The 15,748-nt window shown below is 62.2% G+C and carries 16 protein-coding genes; 5 read left to right on the forward strand and 11 right to left on the reverse strand.

All coding sequences use genetic code 11. The features are described from left to right. Positions 1–133: 133 nt before the first annotated feature. Complete coding sequence (locus AC3I65_RS10200) at positions 134–442, forward strand: RcnB family protein (protein WP_107322740.1); 309 nt, start codon at positions 134–136, stop codon at positions 440–442. Here AC3I65_RS10200 and AC3I65_RS10205 read toward each other — a convergent pair. Together AC3I65_RS10205 and AC3I65_RS10210 are read right to left on the reverse strand one after the other, a co-directional pair. Further along, positions 439–771, reverse strand: a complete 333-nt coding sequence (locus AC3I65_RS10205; protein WP_173407077.1) for a protealysin inhibitor emfourin — start codon at positions 769–771, stop codon at positions 439–441. The two genes, AC3I65_RS10200 and AC3I65_RS10205, sit on opposite strands and share 4 nt — an antisense overlap. Beyond that, on the reverse strand, positions 771–1,832 hold the full coding sequence (locus tag AC3I65_RS10210) for a M4 family metallopeptidase (RefSeq protein WP_047227613.1): 1,062 nt from the start codon (positions 1,830–1,832) through the stop codon (positions 771–773). The genes AC3I65_RS10205 and AC3I65_RS10210 overlap by 1 nt, the downstream gene beginning before the upstream one ends. A 146-nt stretch (positions 1,833–1,978) precedes the next feature. On the opposite strand from AC3I65_RS10210, the gene AC3I65_RS10215 reads away from it, so the two are divergent. Both AC3I65_RS10215 and AC3I65_RS10220 read left to right on the forward strand, forming a co-directional pair. Continuing rightward, positions 1,979–2,320 carry an FKBP-type peptidyl-prolyl cis-trans isomerase gene (locus AC3I65_RS10215; RefSeq protein WP_488523688.1) on the forward strand — a complete coding sequence of 114 codons (342 nt, stop codon included), beginning with the start codon at positions 1,979–1,981 and terminating at the stop codon, positions 2,318–2,320. Between the two features lie 55 nt (positions 2,321–2,375). After that, the gene (locus tag AC3I65_RS10220) at positions 2,376–3,131 is read left to right on the forward strand and encodes an ArsR/SmtB family transcription factor (RefSeq protein ID WP_310662997.1); all 756 of its coding nucleotides are present in this window, start codon (positions 2,376–2,378) and stop codon (positions 3,129–3,131) included. Between the two features lie 875 nt (positions 3,132–4,006). Here AC3I65_RS10220 and AC3I65_RS10225 read toward each other — a convergent pair. Then, a complete protein-coding gene (locus AC3I65_RS10225; RefSeq protein WP_047227610.1) occupies positions 4,007–4,801 on the reverse strand; it encodes an AraC family transcriptional regulator in 795 nt (264 codons plus the stop codon). Between the two features lie 109 nt (positions 4,802–4,910). Here AC3I65_RS10225 and AC3I65_RS10230 point away from each other — a divergent pair, with 109 nt between their 5' ends. After that, positions 4,911–5,840, forward strand: a complete 930-nt coding sequence (locus AC3I65_RS10230) for a DMT family transporter (RefSeq protein WP_076385300.1) — start codon at positions 4,911–4,913, stop codon at positions 5,838–5,840. A 54-nt stretch (positions 5,841–5,894) separates the two neighbouring features. On the opposite strand, the gene AC3I65_RS10235 is transcribed toward AC3I65_RS10230, so the two are convergent. From AC3I65_RS10235 to AC3I65_RS10255, 5 genes are all read right to left on the reverse strand, one after another. Further along, positions 5,895–6,914, reverse strand: a complete 1,020-nt coding sequence (locus AC3I65_RS10235) for a branched-chain amino acid aminotransferase (RefSeq protein ID WP_047227608.1) — start codon at positions 6,912–6,914, stop codon at positions 5,895–5,897. Between the two features lie 244 nt (positions 6,915–7,158). Then, positions 7,159–8,541 (reverse strand): dihydrolipoyl dehydrogenase, encoded by a 1,383-nt coding sequence (gene lpdA / locus AC3I65_RS10240; protein ID WP_339490873.1) that lies wholly within the window; start codon positions 8,539–8,541, stop codon positions 7,159–7,161. 18 nt (positions 8,542–8,559) lie between these two features. Next, a complete protein-coding gene (locus tag AC3I65_RS10245; RefSeq protein ID WP_488523689.1) occupies positions 8,560–9,822 on the reverse strand; it encodes a dihydrolipoamide acetyltransferase family protein in 1,263 nt (420 codons plus the stop codon). Continuing rightward, a complete protein-coding gene (locus AC3I65_RS10250; protein ID WP_047227605.1) occupies positions 9,823–10,881 on the reverse strand; it encodes an alpha-ketoacid dehydrogenase subunit beta in 1,059 nt (352 codons plus the stop codon). It abuts the gene before it with no gap. Between the two features lies 1 nt (position 10,882). After that, positions 10,883–12,118: a 3-methyl-2-oxobutanoate dehydrogenase (2-methylpropanoyl-transferring) subunit alpha gene (locus AC3I65_RS10255; protein WP_107322737.1), complete on the reverse strand. Its 1,236-nt coding sequence runs from the start codon at positions 12,116–12,118 to the stop codon at positions 10,883–10,885. 192 nt (positions 12,119–12,310) lie between these two features. Here AC3I65_RS10255 and bkdR point away from each other — a divergent pair, with 192 nt between their 5' ends. Beyond that, positions 12,311–12,799: a Bkd operon transcriptional regulator BkdR gene (gene bkdR, locus AC3I65_RS10260; protein WP_047227603.1), complete on the forward strand. Its 489-nt coding sequence runs from the start codon at positions 12,311–12,313 to the stop codon at positions 12,797–12,799. 37 nt (positions 12,800–12,836) lie between these two features. Here bkdR and AC3I65_RS10265 read toward each other — a convergent pair whose 3' ends face one another. From AC3I65_RS10265 to AC3I65_RS10275, 3 genes are all read right to left on the reverse strand, one after another. After that, on the reverse strand, positions 12,837–13,706 hold the full coding sequence (locus AC3I65_RS10265; protein ID WP_274091180.1) for an aldose 1-epimerase: 870 nt from the start codon (positions 13,704–13,706) through the stop codon (positions 12,837–12,839). A gap of 186 nt (positions 13,707–13,892) precedes the next feature. Further along, positions 13,893–15,173: a TRAP transporter large permease gene (locus tag AC3I65_RS10270; protein ID WP_047227601.1), complete on the reverse strand. Its 1,281-nt coding sequence runs from the start codon at positions 15,171–15,173 to the stop codon at positions 13,893–13,895. Continuing rightward, entirely contained in the window at positions 15,173–15,700 is a 528-nt protein-coding gene (locus AC3I65_RS10275; protein ID WP_047227600.1) for a TRAP transporter small permease, read from the reverse strand. Before AC3I65_RS10275 ends, AC3I65_RS10270 begins: the two co-directional genes overlap by 1 nt. Positions 15,701–15,748: the final 48 nt, after the last annotated feature.

The raw sequence follows: 15,748 nt of genomic DNA on the forward strand, positions 1-15,748 counted from the left end.
TTTGCCAGCCTACGCCGGTTGTCGGCATCACCGCCCCGTACAGTCGGCGACGGATTCGTCGCTACAGTAAAAGGAATGATTCGCCGCCGTTGAAGTCGGAGATTTCAGTATTCTCGAAATCACTGGAGTTTTTATGCGCAAGCCTACCCTGATCGCCAGCCTGGTCCTGATCGCCGGTCTCGGAGCCCTTGGCCCTGTGGCGCAAGCGGTCGAGGCCACCGGAGATGCGGTGGAACATTCACCCAACAATGGTCGCCGGTTGGTGGAGGCCGACCGGACGCCTTCTGAATATCAGCGCTCGGACAAGGCCATTAAAAACTGGAAGGAGAAGGGGCTCGAAGCACCCGAGGAAGGCGCGCAATGGGTGCAGATCCATGACAAATACGTGATGGTAGTGATTGCCTCCGGCCGCATTCTGAAAATCACCCCCGCCACACGCTAGTCCTTTGAGCTCACTTCGCCTTTGTCCCACAGGCGAACCAGCTCGCCGGGTGCCTGGTCTTCAGGCACCTGCAGCACCATTTCGTCGTCCTGGTCGTTGGCGCGATAGCGCACCTCGATCCGGAAAAAACGCTGGTCGCCACGCCCCGGTGCCGCCGAGTCCAGCGGCAGACACCCTTCCAGTACCGAACAGATACGCGTGCGCTGGTTGAGATCGCACTGGGCGAAATCGATTTCCCGAGGGCGAGTCAAGCCGGGCATCGCCGCCACGCCGCCCTGGCGGGACAGCCGCACCACGGCGTGATCATCGAGGTTTGGAAGGGGTTTCATCAGTGCTCCTCGGTTAAATCGACGCCTACCTGAGCCCAGCCGTTCTGCACCGCTTGCACTTCCCGGATGCCAAAGCGCTGGCGGGCGTGCTCGACGGTCAAGCGGGCGAAGTCGCTGAAGGAGGCGTCGTTGGCCAGTCTTCTGTCGCACAAGGTTTCATACCAGATCCGGCCGGCCTTTTCCCAGGCAAATCCGCCCAGCGTGGTGGCCGCCAGATAGAAGGCGCGGTTGGGAATGCCGGAATTGATGTGCACGCCGCCGTTGTCCTCGCGGGTGATGACGAATTCACGCATGTGCGCCGGTTGCGGGTCCTTGCCCAGCAGCGGGTCATCGTAGGCCGTGCCGGGGTTGGACATGCTGCGCAGGCCGTCACCGTTGATCTTGTCAGTGAGCAGGTCGGCGCCGATCAGCCAGTCGGCCTGGTCGGCGGTCTGTTCGAGGACGAACTGCTTGACCAGCACCCCGAATACATCGGACATGGACTCGTTCAACGCCCCAGACTGGTTGGCGTAGATCAATCCGGCTTCGCTTTCGGTCACGCCATGGGCCAACTCGTGGGCCACCACGTCGAGGGAGCGGGTGAAACGCTGGAAGATTTCGCCATCGCCGTCGCCGAACACCATCTGCGCGCCGTTCCAGAAGGCGTTTTCGTAGTCCTGGCCGTAATGCACGCTACCCACCAGGGCGAAACCTTTGTTGTCGATGGAGTCGCGCCCCAGCACTTTCCAGAAAAAATCGTAGGTGGCGCCGAGGGCATCGTAGGCCTCGTCCACGGCCGGGTCGCCAGTGGCGGCCTGGCCTTCGAGGCGTACCGGCTGGCCGGGCAGTTCCATGGTGTTCTGTGCGTCATGCACGCTGCGCTGGGGTTGGCCGGGCTTGCCGGGCCTGGGCAGCGCTGCGGCGGCGGGCGGGGTGTGCGGCGGACCGGGGTTGTGCCGCAGATTGCGTACGTGGGTCAGGGTGCCGAGGGCGCTGGAGCGTTGATGTTCGGAACCGTGGGCGATGATTCGGTTGAGGATATAGGGAGGAATGAAGCCGTGGAGCGGGCGAAAGTCGATCATCAGAACATCCTTATCTGAAATACAGGGTCGATACCCATGTGAACCGAAGCGACCGCTGCGGTTCCCTTGTGCACCCAACACACAAAAGTTTGCCAGACACGCGGATTTCTGCGAAAACCCGCGCCTGAACCACACGGGAGTAGCCCATGAACGAAGAACTGCAAATCATCGACCTGGAGCAGGGCGACGGCAAAAGCGTAGTCAAAGGCGCGCTGATCACCACCCAATACCGTGGCACGCTGGAAGACGGCACCGAATTCGATTCGTCCTACAGTCGAGGCAGACCTTTTCAGTGCGTGATTGGCACCGGTCGAGTGATCAAGGGCTGGGACGTCGGCCTGATGGGCATGAAGGTCGGCGGCAAACGCAAGCTGTGGGTGCCGGCGAATCTGGCCTATGGTGAACGGTCCATGGGTGCTCACATCAAGCCGGGCGCCAATCTGATTTTCGAAATCGAGCTGCTGGAAGTGCTGACCCGCGACGATTGAAAGCGTTGCTACTATCTGAAGTCCTGCCATGGCTCGATTCGTCGGGGGGCGAAATATGAATGCAGAGCAACATGACCTTGGGGTGTCCCAGGTCGCCGCGGCCATTGCCGAACCGGCCCGCACCCGAATGCTGTGCGCGTTGATGGACGGCCATGCCCGAACCAGCACGGAGTTGGCGAGCATCGCCGATGTCAGTGCCTCTACCGCCAGCAGCCATTTGGCGAAGCTCAAGGAACTGGCCTTGGTGCGTTTGTACGTCCAGGGCCGACATCGCTATTACAGCCTGGCGGATAAGCGGGTTGCCCAGGCGCTGGAAGCGTTGATGGTGATCGGCCAGAACGCCGCCCCGACCTTCACCGCGCGCACCCCGGATCGCCTGCAATTCGCCCGCACCTGCTACGACCACATGGCCGGCACGCTGGCGGTGCGCATGCATGATCGGATGCTTGAAGCTGGATGGCTGGTGGATGTGGAAGGCAAAGGGTATCGCCTGAGTGACTCCGGCGAGGCGCTGTTCCAAGGGCTGGGCATTGATGTCCAGGCGCTTGCCGGTCAGCGACGCCGATTTGCCTGTCCCTGCCTGGACTGGAGCATGCGCCGTCCGCACCTGGGGGGCGCCTTGGGCGCGGCGTTGCTGCAAGTGGCGATCAAGCGCAAATGGGTGGTTCAGGACCTGGATAGCCGGGCGCTGGCGTTGACGACCAGTGGGCGCAAGGAAATGGCGGCGCGATTGGGTGTCGATGTCGAGATGGATGTCGGCCCTGCTGGCGCCTTCGCGAGCAGGCTCGCTCCCACAGTGGAATTGCGCTGAACACATGATGGCCACCGACAGACCCTGTGGGAGCGGGCTTGCCCGCGAAGGGGCCTTCACATCCAACATCCATGCAAGCTGATCCACCGCCATCGCGAGCAGGCTCGCTCCCACAGTGGACCTGCGCTGAACACATGATCGATGGCCACCGACAGATCCTGTGGGAGCGAGCTTGCCCGCGAAGGGGCCTTCACATCCAGCATCCATGCAAGCTGATTCACCGCCATCGCGAGCAGGCTCGCTCCCACAGTGGACCTGCGCTGAACACATGATCGATGGCCACCGACAAACCCTGTGGGAGCGGGCTTGCCCGCGAAGGGGCCTTCACATCCAACATCCATGCAAGCTGATCCACCGCCTTCGCGAGCAAGCCCACTCCCACAGTGGACCTGCGCTGAACGCATGATTGATGGCCACCGACAGACCCTGTGGGAGCGGGCTTGCCCGCGAAGGGGCCTTCACATCCAGCATCCATGCAAGCTGATCCACCGCCATCGCGAGCAAGCCCACTCCCACAGTGGACCTGCGCTGAACACATGATCGATGGCCACCGACAAACCCTGTGGGAGCGGGCTTGCCCGCGACGGGGCCTTCACATCCAGCATCCATGCAAGCTGATCCACCGCCATCGCGAGCAGGCTCGCTCCCACAGTGGAATTGCGCTGAACACATGATCGATGGCCACCGACAAACCCTGTGGGAGCGGGCTTGCCCGCGAAGGGGCCTTCATATCCAACATCCATGCAAGCTGATCCACCGCCATCGCGAGCAAGCGCGCTCCCACAGTGGACCTGCGCTGAACACATGATCGATGGCCACCGACAAGCCCTGTGGGAGCGAGCCTGCTCGCGATAGCCATTCCCGAACCACCCTCATTATCCAGCCATGTGCCTGCGCCGATACTCATCCGGCGTGGTGCCCATCATTTTGCGAAACATGCTGATGAACGCCGAGGCGCTGCTGTAGCCCAGGTCCAGGCCGATGGTTTCCACGCTCTGGCCACGTTCGAGCAGGGCCAGGGCCTCGATGACCTTCAGGCGCTGGCGCCATTCCACCAGTGACATGCCCAGGTCCCGCTGGGCCCGGCGCATCAGTGTGCGTTCGGTGGTGTTGGCGGCGCGGGCCAGTTGCGGCAAGGAGCGTGGGTCGCTGGGATTCGCCTCAAGGGTCCGCAACACGGGGCCCAGCAGTGGATCATCCGAGGAGGGCAAGTAACTGCCGGCATGGGGCGCCTGGATCAGCTTGTCCACCAGCACCTGCAACAAGCGCTGCTGCTCGGGCGTCTGAGGTTGGCTCGGCGGGTCGCTGCGCAGCTCTTCCAGCAACGCGCGGATCAGCGGGCTCAAGGTCAGCGCGCAAGGTACGGCCGGCAGCGCAGCGCACAGTTCGGCCGCCAGGTACAACGAACAATGACAGGCTTCATGCCGATTGAACCCAACGTGTTCCATGTCCGGCGGTAACCAGATGCCGTACTGCGGTGGTGCCAGGTAATGGTGCTGGGCGATCTCGATTTCCATCACCCCACTGTAGGAGTAGACGAACTCTCCCCAGGCATGCCGGTGCCGAGGGTAAGTGGCGTGGGCCGGCATGCAGGCGCTGCGAAAGAAAATCGGCGAGGGCAGGGCCGCGTCGAACGGAGGAATCTTCAGATGTTGAGCTGGAGGCTGCATATCGACCGTAATGGCGGATTACCGGGATGGCTTGTCGGGTAATCACTATATCCAGCAAAGGTGTCAGGCAGACAATCCTTTCATCCATTTCTGCCCAAGGACCTTTCCCATGACCACCCGCCGCGCCCTGGATGGCCAGGTCAGTGCCCTGATGACGGGCCTCTGTGCCATCTGGGGTTTCCAGCAAGTCGCGATCAAGGCCAGCGCCGCCGACATGGCGCCGATGCTGCAACTGGGCGTGCGCTCGGCCATCGCTGCGGTACTGGTCTGGCTGTTGGTGCTGGCGCGCGGTGAACGCCTGTCCCTGGCCGATGGCAGTTGGCGTCCCGGCCTGTTGGTGGGGCTGTTGTTTGCCCTGGAGTTCGTGATGGTGGGTGAAGGCCTGCGCCATACGACGGCTTCGCACATGGTGATTTTCCTCTACACCGCGCCGATGTTCGCCGCTCTGGGCCTGCACTGGAAACTGCCGAGCGAACGTCTAAAACCTCTGCAATGGCTGGGTATCGCCGTGGCATTCGGCGGTATTGTTGTGGCGTTCAGCGGAGGGACGGGGGCGGCGAACGGCAGTTCGTTACTGGGTGATGGCATGGGGCTGCTGGCCGGTGCGCTCTGGGGGGCTACGACGGTGACAGTGCGTTGTTCACGCTTGACGAACCTGCCCGCCAGCCAGACGTTGCTGTACCAATTGGTCGGCGCCGGGGTGCTGCTGGTAGGGATGTCGGTGGTGCTGGGGCAAACGTCGATCAACCCCACACCGCAACTGCTGGCCAGCCTGGCCTTTCAAGTGTTGCTGGTGTCTTTCGCCAGTTTTCTGATCTGGTTTTCCCTGCTGCGCCGCTACCTGGCTTCGCAGTTGGGGGTGCTGTCGTTCATGACGCCGCTGTTTGGCATCGGTTTTGGTGTCTGGTTATTGGATGAACCGCTGGAGCCGAACTTCATCGTCGGTGCGGCTTTGGTATTGAGTGGGATTCTGCTGGTCAGCGGTTACGGATGGTTTCGCCAGCGTTGGGGGCGATGGCTGGTTTTGCGGCGGGAGTAAGGGAGACAAACTCATGTGGCGAGGGAGCAAGCTCCCTCGCCACATGAGCGCTGCTTAGACCTTGACGATCCAGCCAGCCGGCGCTTCCACGTCGCCGGTCTGCACGCCGGTCAGCTCTTTGTAGAGCTTCTGGGTGATCGGGCCGACTTCGGTTTCGCTGTGGAACACGTGCAGCTTGTCCTTGTAGCTGATGCCGCCAATCGGAGTGATGACCGCAGCGGTACCGCAGGCGCCGGCTTCCTTGAAGTCCGACAGTTTGTCGATGAACACGTCGCCTTCGATCACTTCCAGGCCCAGGCGCGATTTGGCCAGTTCGATCAGCGACAGGCGGGTGATGCCCGGCAGGACCGAAGGGGATTTGGGGGTGACGAATTTGTTGTCATGGGTGATGCCGAAGAAGTTGGCCGAGCCGACTTCCTCGATTTTCGAGTGGGTCATCGGGTCCAGGTAGATGCAGTCGGCGAAACTGGCCTTCTTGGCCTGGGAGCCGGGCATCAGGCTGGCGGCGTAGTTGCCACCGACCTTGGCCGCGCCAGTGCCTTGTGGGGCGGCACGGTCGTAGCTGGAGATCAGGAAGTTGTGCGGGGTCAGGCCGCCCTTGAAGTAGGCGCCGACCGGGATGCAGAAGATCGAGAAGATGAACTCGGGGGCGGTGCGCACGCCGATGTTGTCACCCACGCCGATTACGAACGGGCGCAGGTACAGCGCGCCGCCAGTGCCATAAGGCGGGATGAAGCGCTCGTTGGCGCGGACCACTTGCTTGCAGGCTTCGACGAACTGCTCGGTCTCGACTTGCGGCATCAGCAGGCGCGCGCAGCTGCGCTGCATGCGGGCGGCGTTCTGGTCAGGGCGGAACAGGTTGATCGAACCGTCCTTGCAGCGATAGGCCTTCAGGCCTTCGAAACACTGCTGACCGTAGTGCAGGGCGGTGGAGCCCTCGCTGATGTGCAGCACGTTGTCGTCGGTCAGGGTGCCGGCGTCCCAGGCGCCATCGCGCCAGTGCGACAGGTAGCGCTTGTCGGTCTTGATGTAGTCAAAGCCCAGTTTGTCCCAATTGATGCTCTCGTTACCCATGACACCCTCTATTTCTTAACAACCGTCGAAACGGTTCAAGGCTTCTGACGTTTTTTGGATGGGCACAACAATACTTCATTCCGGGGCTGTTTCGCAGCCTGTGGCGAGGGGATTTATCCCCGCTGGGCTGCGAAGCAGCCCCATTAGCTCAGATATCTGACGCCCGGCGGTGACAGGTTTTGGGGTTGCTGCGCAACCCAGTGGGGATAAATCCCCTCGCCACAAGGTTATTCACCCACAACTGTTACAGATGCAACGCATGCCCCAACGCTCGCAACGCCGCTTCCTGCACCGCCTCGCCCAGCGTCGGGTGGGCGTGGATGGTGCCGGCGATGTCTTCCAGGCGTGCGCCCATTTCCAGGGACTGGCCGAACGCGGTGGACAGCTCCGAGACGCCAACGCCGACCGCTTGCCAACCGACGATCAGGTGATTGTCCCGCCGTGCCACGACCCGCACGAAGCCACTTTTCGATTCCAGGGTCATGGCCCGGCCATTGGCGGCGAACGGGAAGCTGGAAACGATGCAGTCGAGCCCGGCAGCCTTGGCCTCGTCCGGCGTTTTGCCGACCACCACCAGTTCCGGATCGGTGAAGCACACCGCCGCGATGGCCGTCGGGTTGAACTCGCGATGCTGACCCGCGATCAGCTCGGCAACCATTTCGCCCTGGGCCATGGCCCGGTGGGCGAGCATCGGTTCGCCGCTCAGGTCGCCGATGGCCCAGACATTGCGCATGCTGGTCTGGCAACGGTTGTCGATTTTCACCGCCGAACCGTTCATCGCCAAGTCCAACGCTTCGAGGTTCCAGCCCTGGGTGTTAGGTTTGCGACCAACGGCCACCAGCACCCGGTCGGTCTCCAGGTTCAGCGTCTCGCCAGCGGGATCGCGCACTTGCAACGTGCTGGCCTGGGCATCGAAACCTTCGACGCTGTGCTTGAGGTACAGCTTCACGCCCAATTGCTTGAGTGCCTCGTGCACCGGTTGGGTCAGTTCGCCGTCGTAGGCTGGCAGGATCCGTTCCTGGGCCTCGACCATGCTGACTTCGGCGCCGAGCTTGCGGTAGGCGATACCCAGCTCCAGGCCGATGTAGCCGCCGCCGACCACCACCAAATGCTTGGGCACCGAGGCAGGGGCGAGGGCTTCGGTGGAGGAAATGATCGGCCCGCCAATCGGCAGCATCGGCAGGTCGACGCTTTTCGAGCCGGTAGCCAGCAGCAGGTGTTCGCACTGGATGCGCGTGTCGCCGACGTCAACGGTTTTGCCATCGACTACGTTGGCCCAGCCGTGAATGACCTGGACCTTGTGCTTTTTCAGCAGGGTCGCGACGCCGGTGGTCAGCCGATCGACGATGCCGTCCTTCCATTCCACGCTCTTGCCGATGTCCAGACTTGGCGCCGACACCGTGATACCCAGGGCCGAGCCCTGGCTGTGGTGCCGTGTCTGATGGAACTGCTCGGCGACGTGAATCAACGCCTTGGACGGGATGCAGCCGATGTTCAGGCAAGTTCCGCCCAACGCCTGGCCCTCCACCAGAATGGTCGGGATGCCCAACTGACCGGCGCGAATCGCCGCCACATAGCCACCGGGGCCGCCGCCGATGATCAGCAGCGTGGTGTTCAAAGTTTGCATGGCCTGCTCCATTGATGATTAGTCCACAAACAGCGTGGCGGGCTGTTCGAGCAGGCCGCGCAGGGCCTGGATGAATTGCGCCGCGTCCATGCCGTCGACCACTCGGTGATCGAAGGAACTGGAGAGGTTCATCATCTTGCGGATCACGATCTGGCCTTTGATCACCATGGGCCGTTCGACAATCTTGTTCACGCCGACGATCGCCACTTCCGGCAGGTTCAGCACTGGGGTGCTGACGATGCCGCCCAACGCACCGAGGCTGGTCAGGGTGATGGTCGAGCCGGACAGCTCATCGCGGCTGGCTTTGCCATTGCGGGCCGCGGTTGCCAGACGCGAGATTTCTGCCGCGCTGTCCCACAAGCTACGGGCTTCGGCGTGACGCACCACCGGCACCATCAGGCCCACATCGCTCTGGGTGGCGACGCCGACATGCACAGCGCCCGAACGGTGGATGACCTGGGCCTCGTCGTCATAACGGGCGTTCATTTGCGGGAAGTCCCGCAAGGCAACGACCAAGGCGCGGACCAGGAACGGCAGCAAGGTCAGCTTGCCGCGACTGGCGCCATGTTTTTCGTTCAGATGAACCCGCAGCTCTTCCAAAGCGGTGACGTCGATTTCCTCGACGTAGCTGAAATGCGCGGCGCGCTGGGTCGCTTCCTGCATGCGCTGGGCGATCTTGCGGCGCATGCCGATCACCGGGATCTGCTGTTCGTCGTGGCGTTCGGCATAACCCGAGCCGCCTTTGGCCGGGGTCGCTGGACCCTGAGCCAGATAGGCCTCGAGGTCTTCATGCAGGATACGCCCGGCCGGGCCACTGCCCTGGACCAGGCGCAATTGAATGCCCAGGTCCAGCGCGTGTTTGCGTACGGCCGGGGAGGCCAGCGGCCGCTCGTCCGGATCGCGGGCCACCGGCGCTTGCGGCGCGGGGCGTGGCGCAGCAGCGGGTTGTTCTATCGTCGGCTCAGGCGTTGCCACCGGCGCGGGTTTCGGCGCTGGCGCCGCGACGGCGGGTTGCGCCGACTCCTTGAGGTTGCCGGCACCTTCGACTTCAATGCGGATCAGTTCGCTGCCCACCGCCATGACTTCGCCGGGCTCGCCACCCAGGGCGATCACCCGACCGTGTACTGGCGAGGGAATGTCCACCATCGCCTTGTCGGTCATGACATCGGCCAGCACCTGGTCTTCGACCACCATGTCGCCAACCTTGACGTGCCACACCGACAGTTCAACTTCGGCGATGCCTTCGCCAATGTCCGGCATCTTGATAACGTGCGTGCCCATTCAGACCTCCATGACCCGTTTCAACGCCGCGCCCACACGGGACGGCCCTGGGAAATACGCCCATTCCTGCGCGTGCGGGTAGGGGGTGTCCCAACCGGTGACACGCTCGATGGGCGCTTCAAGGTGGTGGAAGCAGTGTTCTTGCACCAACGACACCAGCTCGGCGCCGAAACCGCAGGTGCGGGTGGCTTCGTGGACGACCACACAGCGGCCAGTTTTTTTCACGGATTTGACGATGGTCTCAAGGTCCAGCGGCCAGAGGCTGCGCAGGTCGATGACTTCGGCGTCGATGCCGGTTTCTTCGGCGGCGGCCTGGGACACATACACCGTGGTGCCGTAGGTGAGGATGGTCACGTCCTTGCCCGGGCGGGTGATGGCGGCGACATCCAGCGGCACTGTGTAGTAGCCGTCCGGCACCTGCGCCGACGGATGTTTCGACCATGGGGTTACCGGGCGGTCGTGGTGGCCGTCGAACGGGCCGTTATACAGGCGCTTGGGTTCGAGGAAAATCACCGGGTCATCGTTTTCGATGGAGGCGATCAGCAGGCCTTTGGCGTCGTAAGGGTTCGACGGCATGACGGTGCGCAAGCCGCAAACCTGGGTGAACATCGCTTCGATGCTCTGGCTGTGGGTCTGGCCGCCATAGATGCCGCCGCCGCAGGGCATGCGCAGGGTCATCGGCGCGGTGAACTCGCCGGCCGAGCGATAGCGCAGGCGCGCCGCTTCGGAAATGATCTGGTCCGAGGCCGGGTAGACGTAGTCGGCGAACTGGATCTCGGCCACCGGCCGCAACCCGTAGGCGCCCATGCCCACGGCCACGCCGACGATACCGCTCTCGGAAATCGGCGCGTCGAACACCCGCGAGGTGCCGTATTTATTCTGCAGGCCTTCGGTGCAGCGGAACACGCCGCCGAAGTAGCCCACGTCCTGGCCGAACACCACGACGTTGTCGTCGCGCTCGAGCATCACGTCCATGGCCGAGCGCAGGGCCTGGATCATGGTCATGGTGGTAGTGGTCATGGCGGTGTCCAGCTGGATATTGTTGTTGTGATCGTTCATGTCAGATCCCCAACTCCTGACGCTGGCGCTTCAAGTGCTCCGGCATCTCTTTGTAGACGTCTTCGAACATGGTCGCGGCGCTTGGGATCTGCCCGCCAGCAAGGGTGCCGTACTGCTCGGCTTCCTTCTGCGCGGCGATCACCTCGGCTTCGAGTTCGGCGCTGACGGCGGCATGTTCCTCTTCGGACCAGTGGCCGATTTTCACCAGATGCTGCTTGAGGCGCGCAATCGGGTCGCCCAGCGGGAAGTGGCTCCAGTCGTCGGCGGGACGGTATTTGGACGGATCATCGGAAGTGGAGTGCGGGCCGGCGCGGTAGGTCACCCATTCGATCAGCGCCGGGCCGAGGTTGCGGCGGGCGCGTTCGGCGGCCCAGCGCGAAGCGGCGTAGACCGCCATGAAGTCGTTGCCATCCACCCGCAGCGAAGCGATGCCGCAGCCGACGCCGCGTCCGGCGAAGGTGGTGGCTTCACCGCCGGCAATGGCCTGGAAGGTGGAGATCGCCCACTGGTTGTTGACCACGTTGAGGATCACTGGCGCCCGGTAGACGTGGGCGAAGGTCAGGGCGGTGTGAAAGTCCGATTCGGCGGTGGCGCCGTCACCGATCCAGGCCGAGGCGATCTTGGTGTCGCCCTTGATCGCCGAGGCCATGCCCCAGCCCACGCCCTGGATGAATTGCGTGGCGAGGTTGCCGGAGATGGTGAAAAAACCGGCGTCCTTGACCGAGTACATGATCGGCAACTGCCGGCCCTTGAGCGGATCGCGCTCGTTGGACAGCAGTTGGCAGATCATGCCCACCAACGGCACCTCGCGGGCCATCAGGATGCTCTGCTGGCGATAGGTGGGGAAGCACATGTCATCGATGTTCAGCGCCAGGGCCTGGCCGCTGCCGATGGCTTCCTCGCCGAGGCTCTGCATGTAGAACGACATTTTTTTCTGGCGCTGGGCGACCACCATGCGGTTGTCGTAGATGCGCGTCTTGAGCATGGCGCGCATGCCTTTGCGCAGGATCTCTAGAGGCACGTCTTCGGCCCATGGGCCGTGGGCATTGCCCTGGTCATCGAGCACGCGAATCAGCCCGCGGGCCAGGTCGGCCGTGTCGGACGGTTCAACGTCGATGGAGGGTTTGCGCACCGTGCCGGCATCGCTCAGATGCAGGTAGGAGAAGTCGGTCTGGCAGCCGGGACGGCCCGAGGGTTCGGGGACGTGCAGGCGTAGCGGTTCATACGCTGGGTTCATGGCTTTCTACGCTCGATCTTGTGAATTTCTTGTAGTGGGCGCGCTAGCTGACGAACTTTCCCGGGTAAGGAAAATTGTCCTACAACAATCATAGGCTCGACGCAGAAGAATATTTTTCTCTGTTGGGTTGCTGTTCAGATCATTTGCAGATAAAAAATCTGCACAACGATAAAAAACAGGATTATTTGTCTCATGCGTAAATTGGATCGCACCGACATCGGCATTCTGAACAGCCTTCAGGAAAACGCCCGCATCACCAACGCCGAGCTTGCCCGGTCGGTCAATCTATCGCCCACGCCTTGCTTCAACCGGGTCCGGGCCATGGAGGAGCTGGGGGTGATACGCGAGCAAGTCACGCTGCTGGATGCCGATCTGCTGGGCCTGCATGTCAACGTGTTCATCCACGTGAGTCTGGAAAAACAAGTGGAGGAGGCGTTGCAGCACTTCGAAGAGGCGATCTCCGACCGACCGGAGGTGATGGAGTGCTACCTGATGGCAGGCGACCCGGATTACCTGATCCGCGTGCTGGTGCCGTCGATCCAGTCGCTGGAGCGCTTCATGATGGACTTTCTGACCAAGGTCCCGGGGGTGGCGAATATCCGTTCGAGCTTTGCGCTCAAGCAGGTTCGATATAAAACGGCGCTGCCTTTGCCGGCCAACGGTTTGACCTTGGGGACCTGACGCCCAGCCGAGCGGGAGAGAAACCTGTCTGGAGGGGTTACAGGAGTCGACACTGCATCGAAAACCCCAGCGTCACTGACTGCCCTTGCTCCAGCAAGCGCAACCCTGGCCGCCCTGGCAGGTGGTGGGCATTGACCGGATGGCTGACCGGTTCGACGCAAAAGAAATCCAGGCCCACGGGACAGTACAGCAAGAAGTATTCGCTGCCGCTGGCTCGGCATTCCAGCTCATAACCCAGGTCCGGTTGCTGGATCAGGCAATGCCCGTCCCAGCCGCCAAAGCCGTTGTCCACCAGTGTGTCCGGCAGCAAGCGGGGTTGTTGGAAGTCCCAGATTCGAGGAACGCTGCCCAATGTGGTTGGCAGTTTTTTCTCATCGCACATCCAGACTTCGGTCGCACGGGTTTGCAGGCGTGTGCCAGCAGTGCGCGGGAAGTACGGGTGTAAACCCAGCCCGTGCCACGCGGCCTGTTCGGCCAGGTGGGTGACGTGCATCGCGATCTGTAACTGACCGCCGCTCAAGCGAATCCGCAGGCTGGCGCAATAGGCGAATGGATGTTGGCTGTCGAGCTGCAACAAGGCTTCCTGGGCGCTTTGCTCTATCACTTGCCACGGTTGTTGCCAGGCGCTGCCATGGATCGGGAACGGGTCGTTGGGGCTGTTGGCGTCCAGACCGAGCCAGCCGCCGGGGCAATCGAAACCGCCCTGGGCGATCCGGTTCGACCATGGGATCAGCGGGAAGCAGCCGAGTTTGCCCGGCAGGCCGTTTTCCAGCGCTTGCGGCGCGGGCGGGCGTAACAGGGGAGCACCAGTGCTGCGCAATGTCCATTCAACGAGACTGGCGCCCAGGTGCGGGGCCAGGGTGAGGCGGGTCAGTTCGTCTTCGAGGTGGAGAAGGGGAGGCGTCATGGTGACCTTGTTTAGCAAGGTTGAAAAAACGGTTGTGGGGAAAACCGGATTTTTGTGTGCGAACCCTGTGGCGAGGACTTGTGGGAGCAAAGCTTGCTCGCGATGCAGGCTCCTCGGTTTCCTGGGAGACTGCGTCATCTTCATCGCGGGCAAGCCTTGCTCCCACAAGGGGATGGTTGTTGTTTCTTACAGCACCAGACGCGGCAACCACAGCGAGATCGCCGGAATGTAGGTCACGGCCAGCAACACCAGGAACAGCACGCCGTAGAACGGCAGCAGGGCCTTGACGGTGCTTTCGATACTGACCTTGCCAATGGCGGAGCCGACGAACAGCACTGCTCCCACCGGCGGAGTAATGAGCCCGATACCCAGGTTCACCAGCATGATCATGCCGAACTGCACCGGGTCCACGCCGATGCCCATGATCACCGGCATCAGGATCGGGGTCAGGATCAGGATCAGCGGCGCCATGTCCATCACCGTACCCAGGACCAGCAGCATCGCGTTGATGCACATCAGGATCACGTAGCGGTTGTCGGAGATAGTCAGGAACAGGGTGGTGATTTTCGCCGGGATCTGCATCAGCGTCATGATGTAGCCGAAGCTGGCGGCGAAGCCGATCAGGATCATCACGATCGAGATGGTACGCACCGTGCGATGCATCAGTTTCGGCAACTCACTCCACTTGTAGTCGCGGTAAATGCACATGGTCACGAAGAATGCCCAGAGCACAGCGATGGCGGCCGATTCGGTGGCGGTGAAAACACCCGAGAGGATGCCGCCGAGGATGATGAACATGGTCATCATGCCCCACATGGCTTCCCGGCAGATTTTCAGCGCCTGCTTGAGGGGAATCACTTCGCCCTTGGGGTAGTTGCGCTTCTTCGCGAAGATCAGGCACAGCACCATCAGGCAGGCGTTCATCAGCAGGCCCGGCACGATGCCGGCCATGAACAGCGCACCGATGGAAACCGTACCGCCGGCTGCCAGGGAGTACAGCACCGCGTTATGGCTGGGCGGGGTCAGCAGGGCTTGTACCGAACCACTGACGGTCACTGCGGTGGAGAACTCCCGCGGGTAGCCGCGGCGTTCCATCTCCGGGATCAGTACCGAACCCACCGAGGCGGTGTCGGCCACTGAGGATCCGGAAATGGCACCGAAGAACGTCGAGGCCATGAGGTTGACCAGTGACAGACCGCCGCGCACGAAACCCACCAGCACACCGGCGAAGGCCACCAGCCGGCGAGACATACCACCCTCGGCCATGATTGCACCGGCCAGGACGAAGAACGGAATGGCCAGCAACGAAAATTTATTCACCCCGCCCGCGACCTGGATCATCACGGCCTGGAATGGAATATCGATCCACCACGCGCCGATCAGCGCAGCGGCACCCAGGGCGTAGGCGACCGGCATGCCGATCAGGATCAACAGGAAAAAACTGCCCAGCAGAATCAGAGCGTCCATTAAGCGGCACCTTCACTTTCTTCGACCAGGTCGAACTGCACGACCCGGCGCTTGCTCTGATCACCGAGCAAGAGTTTTTCCAGGACAAAAATCAGGGTCAGAAAACCACCGACCGGTATGGGCATGTACGTGATGCCGACCCGCAGTGTGGGCAGGGCGCTCATGTACTGGTTCCAGGTGGACAGGCAGAGTTTGGTGCCGCCGCTGATCATGAAGATGCAGATCACCGCCATCAGCAGTTGGGAAAACACCGATGCCGCGGTTTTCAAGTGAGGGGGCAGGCGGTTGGTGAGCATGTCCACGGCCATGTGCGCACCAGCGCGGTAACTGGCGGCGGCGCCGATGAACGTGAACACGATCATCAGCAAAATCGCGGTGGGTTCCGGCCAGCTTGAGCCGGTACCCAGCACGTAGCGGGCGAACACGCCCCAGGGAATCATCAGAGCAATTGCCAGGACAGAGAGGCCGGCGACCCAGATGCAAGTCATGTAAATCTTGTCGTTGATGCGCAGCAGCAAATTCTTCATCGGGTTCCACCGTAACCGGGCGCGCCCGTGACATCGGGCGCACCTGGC

Source organism: Pseudomonas sp. N-1-13, from assembly GCF_057787095.1.

Excerpts from the sequence above, each read along its gene's own strand:
- AC3I65_RS10200 (WP_107322740.1), top strand. The coding sequence starts at position 134 with ATGCGCAAGCCTACCCTGATCGCCAGCCTGGTCCTGATCGCCGGTCTC.
- AC3I65_RS10205 (WP_173407077.1), bottom strand. The coding sequence starts at position 771 with ATGAAACCCCTTCCAAACCTCGATGATCACGCCGTGGTGCGGCTGTCC.
- AC3I65_RS10210 (WP_047227613.1), bottom strand. The coding sequence starts at position 1,832 with ATGATCGACTTTCGCCCGCTCCACGGCTTCATTCCTCCCTATATCCTC.
- AC3I65_RS10215 (WP_488523688.1), top strand. The coding sequence starts at position 1,979 with ATGAACGAAGAACTGCAAATCATCGACCTGGAGCAGGGCGACGGCAAA.
- AC3I65_RS10220 (WP_310662997.1), top strand. The coding sequence starts at position 2,376 with ATGAATGCAGAGCAACATGACCTTGGGGTGTCCCAGGTCGCCGCGGCC.
- AC3I65_RS10225 (WP_047227610.1), bottom strand. The coding sequence starts at position 4,801 with ATGCAGCCTCCAGCTCAACATCTGAAGATTCCTCCGTTCGACGCGGCC.
- AC3I65_RS10230 (WP_076385300.1), top strand. The coding sequence starts at position 4,911 with ATGACCACCCGCCGCGCCCTGGATGGCCAGGTCAGTGCCCTGATGACG.
- AC3I65_RS10235 (WP_047227608.1), bottom strand. The coding sequence starts at position 6,914 with ATGGGTAACGAGAGCATCAATTGGGACAAACTGGGCTTTGACTACATC.
- lpdA (WP_339490873.1), bottom strand. The coding sequence starts at position 8,541 with ATGCAAACTTTGAACACCACGCTGCTGATCATCGGCGGCGGCCCCGGT.
- AC3I65_RS10245 (WP_488523689.1), bottom strand. The coding sequence starts at position 9,822 with ATGGGCACGCACGTTATCAAGATGCCGGACATTGGCGAAGGCATCGCC.
- AC3I65_RS10250 (WP_047227605.1), bottom strand. The coding sequence starts at position 10,881 with ATGAACGATCACAACAACAATATCCAGCTGGACACCGCCATGACCACT.
- AC3I65_RS10255 (WP_107322737.1), bottom strand. The coding sequence starts at position 12,118 with ATGAACCCAGCGTATGAACCGCTACGCCTGCACGTCCCCGAACCCTCG.
- bkdR (WP_047227603.1), top strand. The coding sequence starts at position 12,311 with ATGCGTAAATTGGATCGCACCGACATCGGCATTCTGAACAGCCTTCAG.
- AC3I65_RS10265 (WP_274091180.1), bottom strand. The coding sequence starts at position 13,706 with ATGACGCCTCCCCTTCTCCACCTCGAAGACGAACTGACCCGCCTCACC.
- AC3I65_RS10270 (WP_047227601.1), bottom strand. The coding sequence starts at position 15,173 with ATGGACGCTCTGATTCTGCTGGGCAGTTTTTTCCTGTTGATCCTGATC.
- AC3I65_RS10275 (WP_047227600.1), bottom strand. The coding sequence starts at position 15,700 with ATGAAGAATTTGCTGCTGCGCATCAACGACAAGATTTACATGACTTGC.